Source organism: Streptomyces sp. NPDC001027, assembly GCF_040299045.1.
Taxonomy (GTDB): domain Bacteria; phylum Actinomycetota; class Actinomycetes; order Streptomycetales; family Streptomycetaceae; genus Streptomyces.
Genome location: NZ_JBEPBI010000004.1, coordinates 104,362 through 120,064 on the forward strand (window position 1 = coordinate 104,362; position 15,703 = coordinate 120,064).

The following is a 15,703-nucleotide window of genomic DNA, read 5'->3' on the forward strand; positions in this document are numbered from 1 at the left end:
CTTCCCCACCCTCTGATCCAAGGAGTCCTCCCCTCGTGCACGCACGCTTCGTCCGATCCGCCGCCGTCGCCGTCGCGGTGACCGGCACCCTCACCTGGGCGCCGGCCGCGAGCGCCCAGCCCTCCGAACCGACCCCCTCGGCCTCCGCCGAGACACCGGCCCCGGACGCGGGCAGCGTCGAGATCACCACCAAGGACCCGGCCGGGGACGCGCTCCCCGGCGCCACGTTCCTCCTGCTCGACTCCGCCGGCCAAGAAGCCGGACGCGGCAAGACCGACGCACAGGGGAAGCTGACCTTCTCCGACCTCGCGCCGGGCGTCTACCGCCTCAAAGAAATCTCCAGCGGCAGCAGCCTTCACGACACCGCCGATGACCAGGACGTCATCGTCACCCCGGGCACCGCCACCCGGCTCACGATCGTCGACCCGTTCAAGGCCGCCTCGGTCCTGCTGAAAGGCAAGGACGACAAGACCGGAAAGCTGCTGGCCGGATCCAGGGTCAACATCGGCAGCGGCGACACGACCATCCTGACGCTGACCACCGGCGCCGACGGAACGGCCAGCGGCAAGCTGCCCATCAACTCCCGTACCGGCACGGACTTCTGGGTCAAGCAGGTGAAGGCACCTGCCGGCTACAACATCTACAAGCCCTCGAAGGCGTTCAAGGCCAAGCCGGGCGATCCCGTGACCGTGACCGTCACCAACGCCAAGACCGCCACCACCCCGCCGCCCTCGGAGAAGCCGACAGACAAGCCCACCGAGAAGCCGAGCGACAAGTCCTCCCCGGACCAGCCCGGCAAGGACGAGGACACCCCGGCACCGTCTGCCTCGGGTACTCCGACCTCCAACGAGACCGCGTCGCCCGCTCCCTCCGGCTCGCTCGCGCACACCGGAGCCGACGCCACCCCGTGGCTGATCGGCGGCGCCGGAGTCCTGATCGTCGCTGGCGGAGGCGCTCTCTTCGCGGCCCGTCGCCGACGCACGGACAACACCACCGACGACGGCTCCTCCACGAGCTGACCCCACCCGCGGTACTTCGCAAAGCCCCTGGAATTCGCCCACTGATTCCGGGGGCTTTGTCATGGGCGCGTGTCCGATGCGAACGGAGGCGGGGCGCCACCCGCCGCACACGCGTGGCCCTTGCGTAGAGCGACGCCGAGCCATGAAGACTCGTACGGATTCGCCTTCAAGAGTGGACTCGCCATCCCGTTGGGGCTGACTGGTGTCGAACGCCAGCGCGATGCCGCCTGGGTGCGGCACACTGCCGCCGGTATCAGCTTCCCCGGACCAAAGGAGCCGTCCCTGTGACCGAGCGAATCGTCGTCCCAGACCTGTGGGCTGGGCGTTGCCAGTGCGGCGATCACGCGTACGAGGCGTCCGGCATCCCGGACGATCCCCACTTGTGCTCGTGCGAGCATTGCACGCGCCTGTCCGGTTCTCCGGCGATGGCATGGGTCGGTTTCCACAGGGACGCCCTGAAGTGGACGGGCCCGGCAGGAGAGCCGGCCTACTTCTCCACTTGGCCGACTCTTCACCGAGGATCCTGCCGCCGTTGCCGCACCCAGCTCACCTCCGTCGCCGACGGCTCGGACATGATCATGGTGACGATCTTCAGCCTCACCCGCAGCGCCGAACTGGCCCCGGTCGGACACAGCTACCGCGAGGAGGCGGCGCCCTGGATGACCATCACGCTCGCGCCCGACCCGCAATGCCGCACGTGACGGTCGGCGGCTAGCCTCCACACATGCCTCACGCGCTGATGGGATTGGCGGATCTCATAACCGACCCCCACGACTGTGACCACCACTCATGCAGGCATACCGCCGTGCTGTGGTTCGAGCCCTGCGCCGGCCCCGATGACGGCCGCCGCTTCTACGCGTGCGATGGTCACGCGGGGCCGTTCGCCCGGAGCGTGGCTCTGGCGTCGGCCGCAGGCGGAAAGGTCGTCTGAGAGAGGCTTTCCGCGCTCCCCGCCCTACTGTGGAAGAGCAACGATCTCTCCTGGGAGCACAACGAGTGACAGCGTCAATGGAGCGGCTCTGCGACTGGGTCGTCAATAAGGACAAGGTCTGGGTCCACGGCGACCGGATCACCGACGGCCACGTCGCTCTCGACATGCGCCTCACCCCGGGGATCGACCCTGGCGAGGTCGGCCGGGACGGGCAGTGGGTCCTCCGCAAGGCGCAGCCCTCGCGCTGGGTGTCTGAGCAGCACCCCGACCTCTCGGACGTCATTCCGGACCCGGCCGACGGCGCGGACTGGAGCGAGGTCGCCTGGTCGGCCTGGGTGACCCGCGGCCTGCGTATCGGCGCGCTACGGGGCGCAGCGGTGGCCGTGGACCACGGGTGGCTCTCTCGCCTCCAACCCGGCTACCGGATCGAGGGGGCTCCCGGACACGGGATCCTGCGGATCGTGACCAAGAAGCCCGAGCCGTCGCTGCTGTCGGGCGGTGCCGCGTACCGAGCAGTGGTCGGTGTCGTGATGCCCACGCCTGTCGAGGGTTCGGATGCGGTCCTTGAAGCCATTGTGCAGGACCTTGCCGAGTGAGCAAGCGGCCTCAGCTTCCAGGTGATCCCTCCGACCTGTACCTGCGCATCTCCTACGACGACGAACTCTGGGACACCCCGCAGGCCGACACGATGGAGCGATGGAGCGTGTCTGTCCTCCACCGCCGGCGGGTGCACGACGGAGGCCAGGGGCCGGCGGCCACGAGTAGCTGCGTCACCGGTCAGTGCCCCGCGTGCACGGTCGAGGACGCCACCGTGGGGTCGATGACGTTCTACCGGGTGCACCTCGACCGTGGCCGGAATGCGTTCCGGGCGATGGAAGAGGAATCCGAGGAGCTGTACGAAACCGCCCAGGTGCTCCTCGATCCCGAGACGGGCTTCTTCACCAGCGAGGTCAGCGAGCTGCTGGAATATGTCGGCTCGGGGCTGCTCGTCATGGACCGGGTGACGCTGGATCCCCCGTGGCGCGGGCACGGACTGGCTGCCGTACTCGGCTGCGAGGTGATCCACCGGCTCATGGCCGGCTGCCGGGCCATCGTCTGCTCACCCGGCATCACCGATCTCAGCAGCCAGCGCCTGACAGACCAGGCCGAGTGGGACCGCGTGAACACCAAGATCGCCCAGGGATGGCAGAGCCTCGGGTTCCGCCTCTTCCGCGACAACGTCTATCTCCTCTCGCCCGCCTCGCAGGACCTCGAGGAACAGCGCGGCGCCCTTCGAGGGCGCCTCGCGGAACTCGGTGCCTCCTGGCGGATGGGCACATCATGACCGGCCTCGCCACCAAGAGAGGCGGGCACGCCAGGGGCCGGGCTAGGCGCGGGCGGGGGGCAGGTCGGAGCGGCTGACGGCCAGGTATGTCTCCGGCGTCGCCGATTCGAGGAGACCCACGTTTCCCACAAGGTCGAGTTCCGGTTCCCGGGGACGGCGCAGAAGGTCACTCCAGTTGCTCGCCGCACCCTGCTCGTAGGCGTCGCGGAGTAGATAACGCAGCCGTGGGCGGGCTTCCTCCTGCTGTTCGCGGAAGATACGCCGCTGGGTGAGCCGCCGTTCTTCCTGGGCTTCGTCGCTGAGTTCCAGGTCGGCGGCCGGCTGGTCCTCGGCGCGCAGTCCTGGGGTGCGCCGGGCGATGGCAAGGTCCTCCTCGTGGAGGCGCTCGCAGGCGGCGAACAACTTCCGGGACATGCCGAGGTGGACCTCAGTTCCGGGGATGCGGCAGCTCAGGAAGTCGTCGAGGCCCATGGAACGGATTCCAGCGCGCAGGGTGTACTCCTCCGCGCCGGTCGCTGCTCTGCGGGCGTCGGCCCGCATGGCGAAAGTGAGGCCATCGCCTTCCAGAGGCGTGGTCAGCCCGGAGCGCCGGTGACGGGAAGCGCGGTCGGCGGGAACGGGCACGGTGCGCAACTGCGAGGCGGGAGCCGAGCGCAGCGCCAGGTAGACGAGCATCTGGGCGCGGGCCGCGCCGATGAGCGCGTCGTCGCTGCCGCCGAGGTGGTCTTCCAGGTTGCCGGGGCCCGCCGCCTCGTCGGCGGCGTCGGACCCGCCGGGGGCGAGCGGCGGCAGGCCGGGGTGCAGGTCGTGGTCGATGGTCAGGAAGAGGTCGTCACCGGGCCGCACGGACGCCCCGACCAGGACGGTGCGGTGCGCGTACGCGCCGAGGACCTTGCTGCCGGCCGCCAGCTGCGCCCACCCCTTGCGGAGCGTGCCGACACCCACGTCGCCGCCCTTGGCCTCGATCAGCCAGTACAGCTCCTCCGCCTCGTGGTGCCCCCACAGGTCGGGCAGCGTCCTCTTCGGATCCTTGAACGTCTTGTGCAGAGCCGGGACGGGGCCGCCGAGTTCGAGGTGCTCGGTCTGGCCGAGGCCCAGCAGCGAGCGGCAGGCCCACTCGGTCATCGTCATGCCCAGCCGGTAGCCGGCGGCATTCCTGGCGCTGAGCTCGGTACCGTGCGCGTATACCGGGTTCCAGGTCAGGCGCCGGCCCTTGGCGCCCGGTACGGGATGCCGGGGCTTCACGGGATGCGCGCCGAGGTAGGCGTACAGCGGGGAGACCCGGGCAACGAGTTCCCCGTGTGCGTAGCGCGGCTGGTTCTGCAGGTGCGGGGTGACGTCGCGGCCGACTTCGGTGGCGGCCTTGATGATCTCCCGCCAGGTGGTGGTCGGCGCGTACCAGCCGTCGGCCGCCGGGAATCCGTCCGATCCGCTCCACGCCTTGTGCTTGGCCGTCCGCCACTGCCTCCGGGGCTTATCTGCGGGCCCGTTGCGAAACAGGACCGGTATATCGAAGCTGTCGGCGTAGGTCAGCGGCGGCTCGTCGGGGACGTGTGCGGGGATCATGCGGATCACTCTGGCACGGCTCTGGATCCTTCCTGACGCAGGGCGGCGGGCCGCCGCCCTGCTTGACTCCCGTCGGCATGGCGCATTCACGGCCATGCCGACGGCGACTCGCGTTGTACTGCTCACGGTCGGTCGGGCCAGAAGGTCGACAAGGGGAGCCGGACGGAGGGCAGCCGAACCGCCTGGATTGGTCCGAGAGCGGCTGCAGCAGCGCGAAGGGCTTGATCGTAGGAGCCGGAGCCAAGGACTTCAGCAGAACAGGCAGGACAGTTACCGGGGTGGCGGGCATGACCGGCGCTGCGATCTTTGGAGCCTCGGACGTGCGCGAAGGCGTCGTCGGGAAAGTCGGCTCGCACGGCATGCCAGACTCCGAGGCGCTCGTCGGCGGGTAGCCCGGCCGCTACCGCCGGGCGCATCGGCGGCAGCAGGCGACCGTGGTCCTGGACAAGAAACACCCGGTCGGTGAAGTCGACGCTGTCCCCCTCGGGACGCTCCTGCTCCAGCCACGCCTGCGCCTCCTCGCGGGTGCCCGGCCCCCACAGATAATCCGTCGGGAACCGCGTGGTCTCGTAGCGGGTGTCGAACTCCGCCCAGTGAGCATCGTCCCAGCGACTGCCCGGTACGAAGGGGATAGCGCGCACCACGACGTGCTGGTACTCGTCGTCCTCCTGATCTTCCCTGGCGCCGGGGACGGTGAGAGCGTCGGCGGGCTCCATCCGAGCCCGCCCGGAACCGTTCCAGCTCAGCACGGCGACCTCCCGGCGCAGAGGTGCCGGGTACAGGCGCCCACCGGGAGTGGCTTGCCCCCACAGCTGGTTGATCAGTTCCGCCAGATCCCGCACGGTTCGGGCCGCCTCGACGGGGGTGTCGACATGGTGGCCGGAGGGATGGGCAACGTAGTTACGCAGCCTGGCCAGCGCCTCTTCGACCGCGCGGCTGCGCCGACCACGGAGCAGACCCGCCGTACGCGCCCACAGGCGGAGCCCGTGCAGCATCCCGTTGAACTCGATGGCCTGGGTGGCGACGACCAGCTTCGCGCGTTGTCGCGTCATCCTGTCTGCGCGCTTCTTGACGTCGTCGTACGACGTGACGGTGTAGGAGACGTCCGGGGCCTGGGGGACGCGGAAGGTGATGGTGCCGGCGCACCACTCCAAGAAGCGGTCTCGCAACGCCTGCTCGTAGATGAGGAGCGCCTGGTCGCCGACGATGGTGTACACGTCGTAGCACAGCACGCCGTAGGCGAAGACGGTGCGCAGCCGCTCGAAGGAGTCGCGTGTTCCGGCCGCGACACCCGCCGTCAGGTCGCAGTCGGCGATCTGACGCTGCTGGAACTCCGCAGCGTCCTCGGGCTTCATACGGCCGCCGAGCCCGTAGGGATTGAACGCCAGCGACAGATCATCCGCAGCGCGCAACTCCTCAAGCGACCGGATCTCCATGCACTTCTCCTCACGATGGGAAACGGGCCAGCATGCACCTACAGGCCCCTGGTCGGCCACCCCCTTTCCTTGAGGGGGCTTCGTGAGTTCGACGCGAAATGACTCGCAACGGCAGTTCGCCGGGGGCAGACAGGAAAGATCGCGGAATGACTGGCCAACGCGGGCGGGAGCATGTCAACGTAGACGACCTTGCAACAAACCCCAGGTCAGAGAGGTGATTGCCCGTGACCGTAGCGCCCGTGGACTCCGGTTTCTCCACCACCGTCGAAGCCCTGCGGCTGCGCGAGTGGCAGCTCGGCCCCGGCCAGCCCACGCTCGTGATGGACCAGTTCTCCGCAGAGGACTTCCACCTGATTGTGGACGACCGCGCGGACGTGCACGTCAGCTCGAAGGACGGCCGCTTCTACCTCGGTTGGTTCCCGCTCGGCCGTCCCGGCACGGACGGCGAGGGATGGAGGATCGCTGTGTCCGGCACGGCCAAGGTGCGTGGCTACCACCTGTCCTTCGACATCGAGACGCCGGCCGACATCGTCGCCGCCGCCGTGGCGCGCGTGCTGGAGACCTCACGTCGTGTACGACAGCCTGGCGCCCACGAGTAGTTCTCGCTCGGGCCAGTGGCCGGCTGTCGGGCCCCGCCTTTTTCATCGCTCACCATTTTCCCCACCCCAGGAGGCTGTTCGTGACGACCCCGGAGATGACCGTCGGCGATCTCATCGATCTGCTGTCCGCCTGCGATCGGGATGCTCCGGTCCGCCAGGCCATGAACCCCTTCTTTCCGATGGCGCACCGTCTGGCGCAGGTCGTGCAGTCCGTGGACGAGTCCGGCCGGACCGTCGTCTACCTGGCCGAGGGGCGGGACGAGGACGCACAGCTCGGCCATCTGCCGCCCGAGGTCGCCATCGCCCTGACCTGGCAGGGCCCCGTCCAGGCACCCCCGCGCCGCCCCCGCCGCAGTGCCGGCGGCAACTAGACCCGCACCGCCCCTTGGAGGCGCCCCTGTATCCCGACTTCCCGCCGGACCCGTCCATTCCGCCCGTCGGCCAGCCCGCGTTCTGGGTCGGTCCCCGGCACCTGGCCGGTGACGACGGGCGCCTCTACGACGGCGTTGCCGACACGCTCTCCGGTCTGGGCTGGACGAGCCTGACGATCGTCCGCGGACGTCATGAGCCGGACGAGGCACTGGAGGACCGCCAGGTCCTGCGCAGCACCGTCCTGCACATCAGCTCCGACACCCTCCGATGGGCGCAGTGGAGCCTGGCGGACGAGCCGTTCCACCTGGGAGACCTGCCGATCGCCTGGCAGATCTCCGCCCGTGCGGACACCAGCAGCCCGCTCGCGTCGTGGTCGTGCTACTTCACCACCGACGTCCCCGGCGAGGCTGTGGCCGACTTCCTCGTCGCGCTCGACGCCCGAGACCAGCCCGCCGTGCCGTTCGCCGGCCCCGAACTGGTCCTCGACGCCGTCGCCGCACACGGCTGGCTCCGCGACATCGACCAGCCCGACGCGGCAGCGACGGACCCGACGTTCACCTCGCACATCAGCCTCGGCGAGGTGCCGCCCCTCATCCAGGACGCCGACCCGCGCGCCCTGACGACCGAGGCCGACGAGCCAGGACCGACCGGATGGCAGGCATGGGCCGAGCCCGCGCTCGGCTCCCCCTGCCTGTGGGCGGCCTCCTTTGGGGCCAGCGCCCCGCACGACCTCGTGGCAGCTTTCGCCGCCTCCCTCAGCTCGACCGCACCGGTCCTGCGCCGAGTGCTGCCCGAGGCCACCCGGGAGAGACTGCTGCGGGCGCCGGCCTAGCGATCGACGGCGCACCTAGCCAGACGGAAGAAGCCCGGTCCCCGAACAGAATCAGGGGCCGGGCTTCTGGTATTTGCCTCCGGGGCTCGGGCGGGCCATCGAGCCGTAGGGCGGCGACCGGGGCGACGAGTACCAGGTGTCGGGCCTGCCCGCACCGGTGATCGCCTCCGGCCCCAAGGCGGGGAAGTGGGGTGAAGTGGGGTCTGCTCGGTGTACTGAAGCTGATCGCGTGATGTCGGTTGATTGCCTGACAGGTAGTGGCTGGGTCCGATAAATGTGTGCACATGGACGACTCCACGCCCGGTGAACGCACTCCCGCAGATGGCGAGCCCGCGCCCTCCGACGAGAAGTCGAAGAGCTGGTACGCGAGGCACAAGCCGAAGATCCGCGTCATCGGCGGCGTGACTCTGGTCGTAGGTCTGGCCGTGGTCGCTTACCTCGTAAGGCAGGGCTCCGCAAGGCATGAGGTCAAGGACATCGCGGGTTACGAACCGGCCTCCGACGATGAAGTTACGGAGCAGCCTCGCCAGTCCTCCCCTGCCCCTGACCGCGACCCCTTCCTCAGAAGGCTCCCTCCCGGTCAGCACGCCAGCGAAGAGGCCAAGGCGAGGTATAGGGAGTTGACGGGGAACGAGCTTCCTGACGGTTACACCGTGGTTCGCCGCTGGATGTACGGAACCGCAGCCTGACCACCGCACTGATGGTGTCCGTCAAAGCGGGACAAGCTCAGCACAGCACTGCTGCCCCCGGCCGTCCTGGTCGGGGGCAGCAGTGTGTCGGGGCCGGTCAGCTGGCTGCCGTGGCCTTGGTGAGGGCCTTGTCGAGGTGGCGGTCGACGAGGGCCGGGGAGCCGGAGACGATCAGCAGTAGGCTGCCGTCGCGGATCGCGGTCTGCTTGACCACGGTGCTCCGTCCTCCGGCGGAGAACGTCAGGAGCTGGCTCCACTGCTCGTCACCGAGGCCGTGGGGTGTCGGCAGCTTCTGCGAGGCGATGTCGATCGGGGTGCCGCCCGCGACGACCTGGTAGGTCGGGCAGCCGGTCATGGCGTCGAAGATCCGGCCGATGCCGTCGGACAGCTTGTTCGCGCCGTCGCTGTACAACTCCTCGGAGATCTCGGAGGAGCTGCCGCCGTAGGTGAAGGCCGTCTTCGCTTTGCGGGGGAAGGTGAGCGTGGCGCCGGTGGCCGCGTCGCCGCCCAGTTCGCTCAGGGCCGGGCAGCCGTTGACGGTGACGTCGTCGTGCTGGGTGAGGCGCTCCGGCTTGCGCAGGTAGCCGCTGCCGAGGTCGCTCTGGTCGAGCAGGCGCGTCTCCAGCGCGGCCGACGTGAGCGGAGCAGCCTGGGTTGTGTCGGCCGGCGACCCGGTAGGGGCGGAGGCGGAGTGGTTGTGCTTGGTGCTGGTGGTGTCGGTGGAGCAGGCGGACACGGTGAGGAGGGCGGCGGTGATGCCGAGGACGGTGGTGGCGACGCGAACGCGCATGACGGAACTGACCCCTTTGTGCTAGGCGACGGGTGGTCAGTGCGGGCCCGCGGGCCCGGTGGGGTCGTAGGAGTGGGGGTCAGTGCCCGAGGTGGCGCAGGCAGTCCTCGAACGTGGCGTGCGTCGCGTCCGCCGGTCCGCGGTTCCGGTTGAACCAGGCGGTGTCGAGGCGGGTTTCCTGCTGCTGGTGGCCGACCCGGCAACGCAGCCAGATCTGGTCGCGGGTGGAGAGGATGAGCCAGTCCCGGTACGCGCCGCACTCGGAGCAGGCGACCATCTCGCCGTCGAGGACGAGCGGCTGCTTCCACGGCATCATGGTGCCGTCGACCTGGTCGTGGCTGGGTACCCGCAGCTCCGGCGGAAGGAAGTCGTCCACCACCGAGGTCGGCTCGATGTGTTCCGGCTCGGCCGGCGGCACCCCGATCCCGGGCGGGACCTGGTTCTGCAGCCGCGCCGACAGCTCGAAGAATCGGCGCTGTTCCTCGCTGGGCTCCTTGGCCCGGCGGCGTATTCGGTGAAACACCCTGGCGTCCTCCTGTGCCTCGTCCTGCTCGCTTCATGATCGTGCCTTACGCCCCTGGCGGTTTCAATTCACAAAGTCCACAGTCGCCTTCGGGCAGGTCATCAGGCGTTTTCCGCCTCCTGGGGGCGCGGATGACGAGTGGGCACGGCGCGTGTCTCCGAGCGGATGAGTGATGTCCCCTCGGCGTGCCCGAACACGTCACGTCGGCTTCGACCGCCCAACTTCGCGTCGCCTACTGGCTCGAGTCGCCGCACCTGCGCCCTTGCGTTCCTCCTGAGTGTGCGTAGCGCCCGTGCCCACAACGCGGGCCTGAACGCTGCCGGGGTCCGCTGTGGCGTACGGCCATGCTGTGGGTCGCGAGCGGGGCGGTGGCGGTGCGCGCGTTCCTGGTCGTGCGCTGAGGCTGCACCCCGGCTGGCAGGGCTCACCGGGTCTTGCCCGATGTCTCCTCCCCGCTACGGCGGCGGCCGGGCGCGGAAGTCTGGGGGGCCGTCCTGCGCGTTGCGGGCTGGACCCCAGCGGTGCCGCTCTCGGACAGGGGCGAGGCGTCGGCGGGCAGATCGGCCGTCCGCCGCATCCGCCACACCAGCACGTCGCTCACCGACTCCGCGGTGCCGAGTTCACGACGCCCGACCGCGGCGGACAGAAGAGCGGCCGGATCGTGGCCTGCGGCTTCGGCTTCCGCGATGGTCGCGGCCAGGGCGTACCAGCCGGGCTCGGCGAGGATCTGCTCGGCGAGCCCCGGCAGCGTCTCGCGCAGCAGCACGGTCTGCCGCTGGAGCACCGGCCGGCTCAGACGTCGGCCTCGCTGGTAGAGCACGCCGAGCGGCTGGGCGGCAGCGGCCTGGTAGGCGGTGCGCAGGTGCCCGGCCGCCTGGGCAGCGGCTTCGGCCTGCTGGGCATGTCCCTTTCTCGCATGCCAGTGGGCGGCGGCGGTGATGAGGAAGAACAGCATGTCGATCGCCATCGCGGTGGTGGCACCGTCCTCACCGCGGCCGAGGGCGGGCCCTCCGTGGACGAGGTCGCGGGCGGCCTGCCGCAGCGCGCGGTCGTGCCCGCGTACGGCGCGTACGTGGGAGCGGGAGGCCCGCTCGAACGCTGTTGCGGCGTCTCGCAGTTCGCGGCGGGTGTGGGCGGCGGAGGTCTTCGCGAGCGCGTCCAGGACCTCGCCGGCGGCGGCGATGTGGGCGGCGGCGACCGCGTCGTCGCCGTGCTCGATGATGAGCACGGCCTGCCACGCGGCCGATGCCGTCCCGCGGCGGGCGGAGGCTGGGGCGCCGGGCCCCGTACGGACCGTGTCCTCCTGCCGTGGAGTCGGATCGGTCCCGGTGTCGCCGGACCAGCGCTCCCGGATGCGGGGCAGCGACAGGTCAGGGGCCAGGCGCGCGCCGGGGTAGAACACCGGCTCGCCGTCCTTGTTCAGGTCGTCGGGCAGAGCGACCTTGTATCCGAGGAGGTCTCCGGAGGGGGCGGCGCGCTTACGGATCAGGACGCCGGCGGCGGCGAGCCGGTCGAAGAACTCTTCGTCACTTCTCGCACCGGACACCGCGCGCCGTACCGTCTCGCGCAGCTCCTCGCGGGCGGTGCGCTCGCGACCCTGGCGTTCGGCCTTGTGGCGTTCGGCGCTGGTGGGCCGCTGGGCGGCGGTGCCGTCGCCGGGGGCGACCTGGTGGAGGCCGAGTTCCTTCTCGATGAGGCGGCACTCGGCCTGGGCGCGTTTGCCGGAGCGGAAGTCGTCGGGGCGGCTGCCGTCCTCGCACACCACGGTGGCGACGATGTGGATGTGGTCGTCTGCGTGTCGTACGGCTGCCCAGCGGCAGCCGGGCTGCCCGTCGCCGGGGTCGATGCCGGTGGCGGCCACGATCCGCCGGGCGATCTCACCCCATTCCTCGTCGGACAGGATCCGGTCGTCCGCCGTCGCGCGCACGGAGGTGTGCCAGACGTGCTTGGCCGGGCGGGCATGCTCGGCGAGGGCCATCACGGGCTGGTCCAGGAGCTGCTGCAGGTCTTCGAGGGTGGCGTTCAGGTCGCGGCCAGGGTCGGGGGCCATGCCGTCGAAGGAGGCCACGAGGTGGGGGTCGGTGTGGTCCTCGTACTTGCCCGTGTCGTAGAGGTACTTGAGGAGGCCGAAGGTCCGTGATCCGGCGTTGTTGACGCTGGGGATCATGCGCCGTGGCGTTCGATCAGGCGTGTGGCGGCTGCATGCGCGGTGTCGGCGGCCCGCCGTACCGCGGCGACGGCCGCATCGAGCTGGGGAGCGTCCGCGCCGGAGTTGAGTGCCTTGACCGCCTGGTTGAGGTTGCTGCCGGCCCAGCCGAGCCGACGCCGGCTGTCGAACAGGGCTGTGATCACTTCGCGTTCGTCGGCTATCTCGGCGCTGGTTCGGTCGAGGTCGCGGGCTGCGGCGAGCGCGGCGCGGGCGAGGAAGCCGGCGACGGACAGGTTGCATCGGGCGGCGGCGGACTTGATCAGCGTGAACTCTTCTTCGTTGAAACGGGTGTTGGGCTGGTACAGGCGCTTCGTGGCGCGCGGCTGACGCGGACGCTGACGGGCGCGGGCAGCGCGCTCACGGCGGCTGCGGCGCTCGGTCGGCTTCTCCTCCGGTCCCGGCTTCGATCCGTCCTCGGTCGAAGCCTCCTGGACCTGCGCCCCCCGGTGCAGGTCCTCCCCGTCCCCCTCGGGGGCGGGGTTGGCGGAAGCTACGCTTCCGCCCCAACTTGCTCGCCCCGAGACCGAGTTGGAGTCGGGAGCAGGTTCCGGGGTGGTGCCGTTCTGAGTGGGGTTCGTCATCGGAATTCGGGCCTCATGGTGCGGGTGTGGTGCTGGATGGTCGCCGCCAGCGCGACGACATCGGCCGGTCCCAGGAGGACGCGGACGGGTCCGTCGGGACGGTCCTGGACGAGCCACTGGCCGTTCGGCGTGAGGACGGCGGCGTGCAGGACTCGCCGGCGGACCAGGACGTCCGCCCAGGCGCTGGCCTCGGCGGCGGTGGGCTCGGATGAACGACGGGGACGCGGAATCACGGCGTGCCTCCTTAAGCGGGGTGGTGGCCCGGCACGGAGCCGGGCCACCCGTTGCGGATAGGGGTGTTGAGCTGAGGTTTGGCCGGTTCAGCTGCACTCGGGGCAGCGCCCGACGTGGCTGTTGAGCGCCCGGGCCATCCGCTTCTTCGTCGAGGCAGCCTGCTTTGCGCTGGACTTCGCCGCCGGCCTGCCCTCGTGCCGCTTGGAGTGGGCGAGCATGAAGCCGATCTCCCGCTCGTACTCCGCACGGACGGTGTCGAACTGGTGGCAGGTCCTCATCGGGCGGTGCTCCTTGTCTTTGTGGTGTCGTCGCTCCGCAGTTCCTGGAGGACGAGGCTCAGCCGGTCGTTCCGGCCGCCCTTCAGGCCCTCGCGGCGGAGGATCTCCCGCAGCTGGACCCGGGTGACGGACTCGTTGCCGTCCCGTTCGAGCAGGGCGGGGACGTGGGGGCGGACTTGCTGGACGAGCTGGTCCACCGACTGCTCCAGCTCGCGTGGCGGGCGCTGTGTCTGCGGGGTGCGGGACCGGCCGCGCTTCCCCTTGTTCTTCGTCCTGGTCTTCGTGGGCGCCTTCCGCCGGAGAGGGACCTGGTTTCCCCGGTCCCCGGTGGGCTCGGTCCCCGTGTCGGTGTCGGTCGGTCCCCGGTCCCCGGTGGGCTCGGTCCCCGTGTCGGTGTCGGTCGGTCCCCGACTCGAATCAGGGCCATGAGCAGGCACTTCTCGCGTCAGGCGCTCGGTCCCCATGTTTCGGGCGTCCCTCTCCGAGGCTTCCGGGTTGGCGGGACCGGTCCCCGGGACCGCGCTTGTTTCTGGGGCCTCGGTCCCCACGCCGGTCCCCGCGTTCTCGCCTTCGGTCCCCGCGCCTGCCGACGCCTTCGAGTCCGCAATCTCGGGGACCGGTCCCCTCGGGGCACTCGGTCCCGGGCCCCCGTCCGACTCGTCGGGACCGTGGGGACCGGCTACGGGGACCGGCACCTTCGAGGCCGACTGCGAGGGGACCGTTGCTGCCGTTGCGGTGCTCTGCACCGAGGACCAGGGCGAGGGCAGTGGGACCGTAGCGAGCGCGAGTGCGTGCCGGCGGGCGGCGAGCTGGTCGAGCAGGTTCGCGCGCTGGAGGGGGTCGGTGCCGACCGAGGCCCTGCCGACCGCCTTCGACAGTCGCCGCGTGAGCCGCCGGCCGCGCCAGCTCCGCTGCTGCTCGGGTGTGCGCTCGGCGAGGCGGGCGGCGAGGGCGACCGCGCGGGTGGTGGCCCGGTCCCGGGTGATCTGCGCGGCGTCGCGGTCTCGCGCGGCGATGCCGAGGCGGGACAGGAGACGCTCGCGTGCCTCCCGGCCCAGGACGGCGATCAGTCCGTGGGAGGCGGCGCCCGGGGTGTGCAGGCGCAGCTCGATCCCCATCGCGAGGTGCCACAGCATCGCCGCCATGACCGGCCCGACGAAGGCCCGGACCGTGCCGCCGATGGGACCGCTCTCGGCGTAGGCGGGGATCACCTGCACTCCGGTGATCACCCAGACCAGGGTGCCCGGCAGACCAGGAGCACCCTGGGTGGCCAGGTTCTGGCGTGCCATCAGCGCGGTCGCGAAGAGCGCCAGCTCGGCCGCGGCGAACATGCCGGCCCGCTCGGCGGTGCCGGCCATGTCGAGGAAGTCGGCCGCGAAGCGCCACGATGTGTCGGCGCTGTAGGCGGTGCAGCCGAGGGCAGCAAGGGCAGCGACCTTGACCGCCGGACCACCGAGACGTTTCTGCGGGCGCGTACCCCGGCGCCGGATCGTCCAGGCGACCAGCACCAGCACCAGCACCAGCACGAGGGCGGCGAGGAGGAGAGGGAGGTCCGGAGCAGCGCTGAGGGACAGGACGGGGTGGGTCATGCGGCCTTTCCGAGAGAGGCGGACGCCGGAGTCGACGCTGGCGGGCGGGCTGCCGGCTGCTGTGTGCCGGGTGCAGCGGGCGCGGGACTGCCTGCTGCCGCAGTGGTCTTCTTCCGCTTCTTCTTGGGCCGCGGCACGCCGTAGGTGCGGTCGCGGTCGAAGACCTTGTTGGCGGCCTGCCGCAGCAGGTCGCGGGCGTGCTTGTGGCTGATCTGCAGGGCGGCGGCGAGCCGGCCGGGCCGCCAGCCGCGTACATAGGCGTGGTCGATGACGACCTGCCGCTCGGCCTCGGTCAGATGCACGTCGCGTCCCTGGAAGAACGCCGTCACACGCCGGTAGTCGAGACGCTGGGGCAGTCCCTCGTGCAAGGGGCGCCGCTCGGCTTCGGTGAGGCCGCCCCAGATGCCCTCCTTGAGGACGTTCTCCAGGGCGAAGTCGAGGCAGTCGCGGCGCACCGGGCACCAGCCGCACAGCTCCTTCGCCTCAGCGATGTCCTCGTGGTCCCGGGGCCCGGGGAAGAAGACGGCGTCGGCGTCCTCGACGTCCATGCCGTGGCACGCTCCGCGGGTGTGCCAGCTGGTGTCTCCAATGCCGCGCAGGCCGGTGGCCGGCGCGTCGTAGGTGGTGATGTGGCGCAAGGCGATCTCCGATGTGCTGCCGCGTCTGCTGGCCGGGGCGGTGCTCGGCGGGTGCGGCGTCGGGTGCCGGCTGCGGGCGCATGGGCGTGCGCC

General features: G+C 70.6%; 18 protein-coding genes. 8 read left to right on the plus strand and 10 right to left on the minus strand.

The window, feature by feature from the left end; translation table 11 throughout:
- Positions 1–35 precede the first annotated feature (35 nt).
- From ABT300_RS03095 to ABT300_RS03110, 4 genes are all read left to right on the plus strand, one after another.
- On the plus strand, positions 36–1,019 hold the full coding sequence (locus ABT300_RS03095; RefSeq protein WP_351671271.1) for a SpaA isopeptide-forming pilin-related protein: 984 nt from the start codon (positions 36–38) through the stop codon (positions 1,017–1,019).
- A gap of 284 nt (positions 1,020–1,303) precedes the next feature.
- On the plus strand, positions 1,304–1,720 hold the full coding sequence (locus ABT300_RS03100; RefSeq protein ID WP_351671274.1) for a GFA family protein: 417 nt from the start codon (positions 1,304–1,306) through the stop codon (positions 1,718–1,720).
- A 307-nt stretch (positions 1,721–2,027) separates the two neighbouring features.
- Positions 2,028–2,546 carry a hypothetical protein gene (locus ABT300_RS03105; RefSeq protein ID WP_351671277.1) on the plus strand — a complete coding sequence of 173 codons (519 nt, stop codon included), beginning with the start codon at positions 2,028–2,030 and terminating at the stop codon, positions 2,544–2,546.
- Entirely contained in the window at positions 2,543–3,274 is a 732-nt protein-coding gene (locus ABT300_RS03110) for a hypothetical protein (RefSeq protein ID WP_351671280.1), read from the plus strand. Before ABT300_RS03105 ends, ABT300_RS03110 begins: the two co-directional genes overlap by 4 nt.
- Before the next feature lie 42 nt (positions 3,275–3,316).
- Here ABT300_RS03110 and ABT300_RS03115 read toward each other — a convergent pair whose 3' ends face one another.
- Together ABT300_RS03115 and ABT300_RS03120 are read right to left on the minus strand one after the other, a co-directional pair.
- Complete coding sequence (locus tag ABT300_RS03115; RefSeq protein WP_351671283.1) at positions 3,317–4,840, minus strand: gamma-glutamyltransferase; 1,524 nt, start codon at positions 4,838–4,840, stop codon at positions 3,317–3,319.
- Positions 4,841–4,962: 122 nt separating this feature from the next.
- Positions 4,963–6,276: a hypothetical protein gene (locus tag ABT300_RS03120; protein WP_351671286.1), complete on the minus strand. Its 1,314-nt coding sequence runs from the start codon at positions 6,274–6,276 to the stop codon at positions 4,963–4,965.
- Between the two features lie 224 nt (positions 6,277–6,500).
- On the opposite strand from ABT300_RS03120, the gene ABT300_RS03125 reads away from it, so the two are divergent.
- The 4 genes from ABT300_RS03125 to ABT300_RS03140 all read left to right on the plus strand — a co-directional run bounded on the left by ABT300_RS03125 (position 6,501) and on the right by ABT300_RS03140 (position 8,768).
- The gene (locus tag ABT300_RS03125; RefSeq protein WP_351671289.1) at positions 6,501–6,875 is read left to right on the plus strand and encodes an SPDY domain-containing protein; all 375 of its coding nucleotides are present in this window, start codon (positions 6,501–6,503) and stop codon (positions 6,873–6,875) included.
- A gap of 80 nt (positions 6,876–6,955) precedes the next feature.
- The gene (locus ABT300_RS03130) at positions 6,956–7,246 is read left to right on the plus strand and encodes a hypothetical protein (protein WP_351671292.1); all 291 of its coding nucleotides are present in this window, start codon (positions 6,956–6,958) and stop codon (positions 7,244–7,246) included.
- Between the two features lie 14 nt (positions 7,247–7,260).
- Positions 7,261–8,079, plus strand: a complete 819-nt coding sequence (locus ABT300_RS03135; RefSeq protein ID WP_351671295.1) for an SPDY domain-containing protein — start codon at positions 7,261–7,263, stop codon at positions 8,077–8,079.
- Between the two features lie 284 nt (positions 8,080–8,363).
- Positions 8,364–8,768: a hypothetical protein gene (locus tag ABT300_RS03140; RefSeq protein ID WP_351671298.1), complete on the plus strand. Its 405-nt coding sequence runs from the start codon at positions 8,364–8,366 to the stop codon at positions 8,766–8,768.
- Positions 8,769–8,865: 97 nt separating this feature from the next.
- Here ABT300_RS03140 and ABT300_RS03145 read toward each other — a convergent pair whose 3' ends face one another.
- The 8 genes from ABT300_RS03145 to ABT300_RS03180 all read right to left on the minus strand — a co-directional run bounded on the left by ABT300_RS03145 (position 8,866) and on the right by ABT300_RS03180 (position 15,610).
- The gene (locus ABT300_RS03145) at positions 8,866–9,558 is read right to left on the minus strand and encodes a hypothetical protein (protein ID WP_351671301.1); all 693 of its coding nucleotides are present in this window, start codon (positions 9,556–9,558) and stop codon (positions 8,866–8,868) included.
- A 79-nt stretch (positions 9,559–9,637) separates the two neighbouring features.
- Entirely contained in the window at positions 9,638–10,081 is a 444-nt protein-coding gene (locus ABT300_RS03150; RefSeq protein WP_351671304.1) for a hypothetical protein, read from the minus strand.
- Positions 10,082–10,505: 424 nt separating this feature from the next.
- On the minus strand, positions 10,506–12,248 hold the full coding sequence (locus tag ABT300_RS03155) for a relaxase/mobilization nuclease domain-containing protein (RefSeq protein ID WP_351671307.1): 1,743 nt from the start codon (positions 12,246–12,248) through the stop codon (positions 10,506–10,508).
- The gene (locus ABT300_RS03160; RefSeq protein WP_351671310.1) at positions 12,245–12,871 is read right to left on the minus strand and encodes a hypothetical protein; all 627 of its coding nucleotides are present in this window, start codon (positions 12,869–12,871) and stop codon (positions 12,245–12,247) included. The genes ABT300_RS03155 and ABT300_RS03160 overlap by 4 nt, the downstream gene beginning before the upstream one ends.
- Positions 12,868–13,104 carry a hypothetical protein gene (locus ABT300_RS03165; RefSeq protein WP_351671313.1) on the minus strand — a complete coding sequence of 79 codons (237 nt, stop codon included), beginning with the start codon at positions 13,102–13,104 and terminating at the stop codon, positions 12,868–12,870. Before ABT300_RS03165 ends, ABT300_RS03160 begins: the two co-directional genes overlap by 4 nt.
- Positions 13,105–13,191: 87 nt before the next feature.
- The gene (locus tag ABT300_RS03170) at positions 13,192–13,383 is read right to left on the minus strand and encodes a hypothetical protein (protein ID WP_351671316.1); all 192 of its coding nucleotides are present in this window, start codon (positions 13,381–13,383) and stop codon (positions 13,192–13,194) included.
- Positions 13,380–14,972 carry a hypothetical protein gene (locus tag ABT300_RS03175; RefSeq protein ID WP_351671319.1) on the minus strand — a complete coding sequence of 531 codons (1,593 nt, stop codon included), beginning with the start codon at positions 14,970–14,972 and terminating at the stop codon, positions 13,380–13,382. Before ABT300_RS03175 ends, ABT300_RS03170 begins: the two co-directional genes overlap by 4 nt.
- Positions 14,969–15,610, minus strand: coding sequence for a WhiB family transcriptional regulator (locus ABT300_RS03180; protein ID WP_351671341.1), 642 nt, complete (start codon positions 15,608–15,610; stop codon positions 14,969–14,971). Before ABT300_RS03180 ends, ABT300_RS03175 begins: the two co-directional genes overlap by 4 nt.
- Positions 15,611–15,703: the final 93 nt, after the last annotated feature.

Coding starts and splice junctions, on each gene's coding strand:
- ABT300_RS03105 (WP_351671277.1), top strand. CDS start 2,028: ATGGAGCGGCTCTGCGACTGGGTCGTCAATAAGGACAAGGTCTGGGTC.
- ABT300_RS03115 (WP_351671283.1), bottom strand. CDS start 4,840: ATGATCCCCGCACACGTCCCCGACGAGCCGCCGCTGACCTACGCCGAC.
- ABT300_RS03120 (WP_351671286.1), bottom strand. CDS start 6,276: ATGGAGATCCGGTCGCTTGAGGAGTTGCGCGCTGCGGATGATCTGTCG.
- ABT300_RS03140 (WP_351671298.1), top strand. CDS start 8,364: ATGGACGACTCCACGCCCGGTGAACGCACTCCCGCAGATGGCGAGCCC.
- ABT300_RS03145 (WP_351671301.1), bottom strand. CDS start 9,558: ATGCGCGTTCGCGTCGCCACCACCGTCCTCGGCATCACCGCCGCCCTC.
- ABT300_RS03155 (WP_351671307.1), bottom strand. CDS start 12,248: ATGATCCCCAGCGTCAACAACGCCGGATCACGGACCTTCGGCCTCCTC.
- ABT300_RS03160 (WP_351671310.1), bottom strand. CDS start 12,871: ATGACGAACCCCACTCAGAACGGCACCACCCCGGAACCTGCTCCCGAC.
- ABT300_RS03170 (WP_351671316.1), bottom strand. CDS start 13,383: ATGAGGACCTGCCACCAGTTCGACACCGTCCGTGCGGAGTACGAGCGG.
- ABT300_RS03175 (WP_351671319.1), bottom strand. CDS start 14,972: ATGACCCACCCCGTCCTGTCCCTCAGCGCTGCTCCGGACCTCCCTCTC.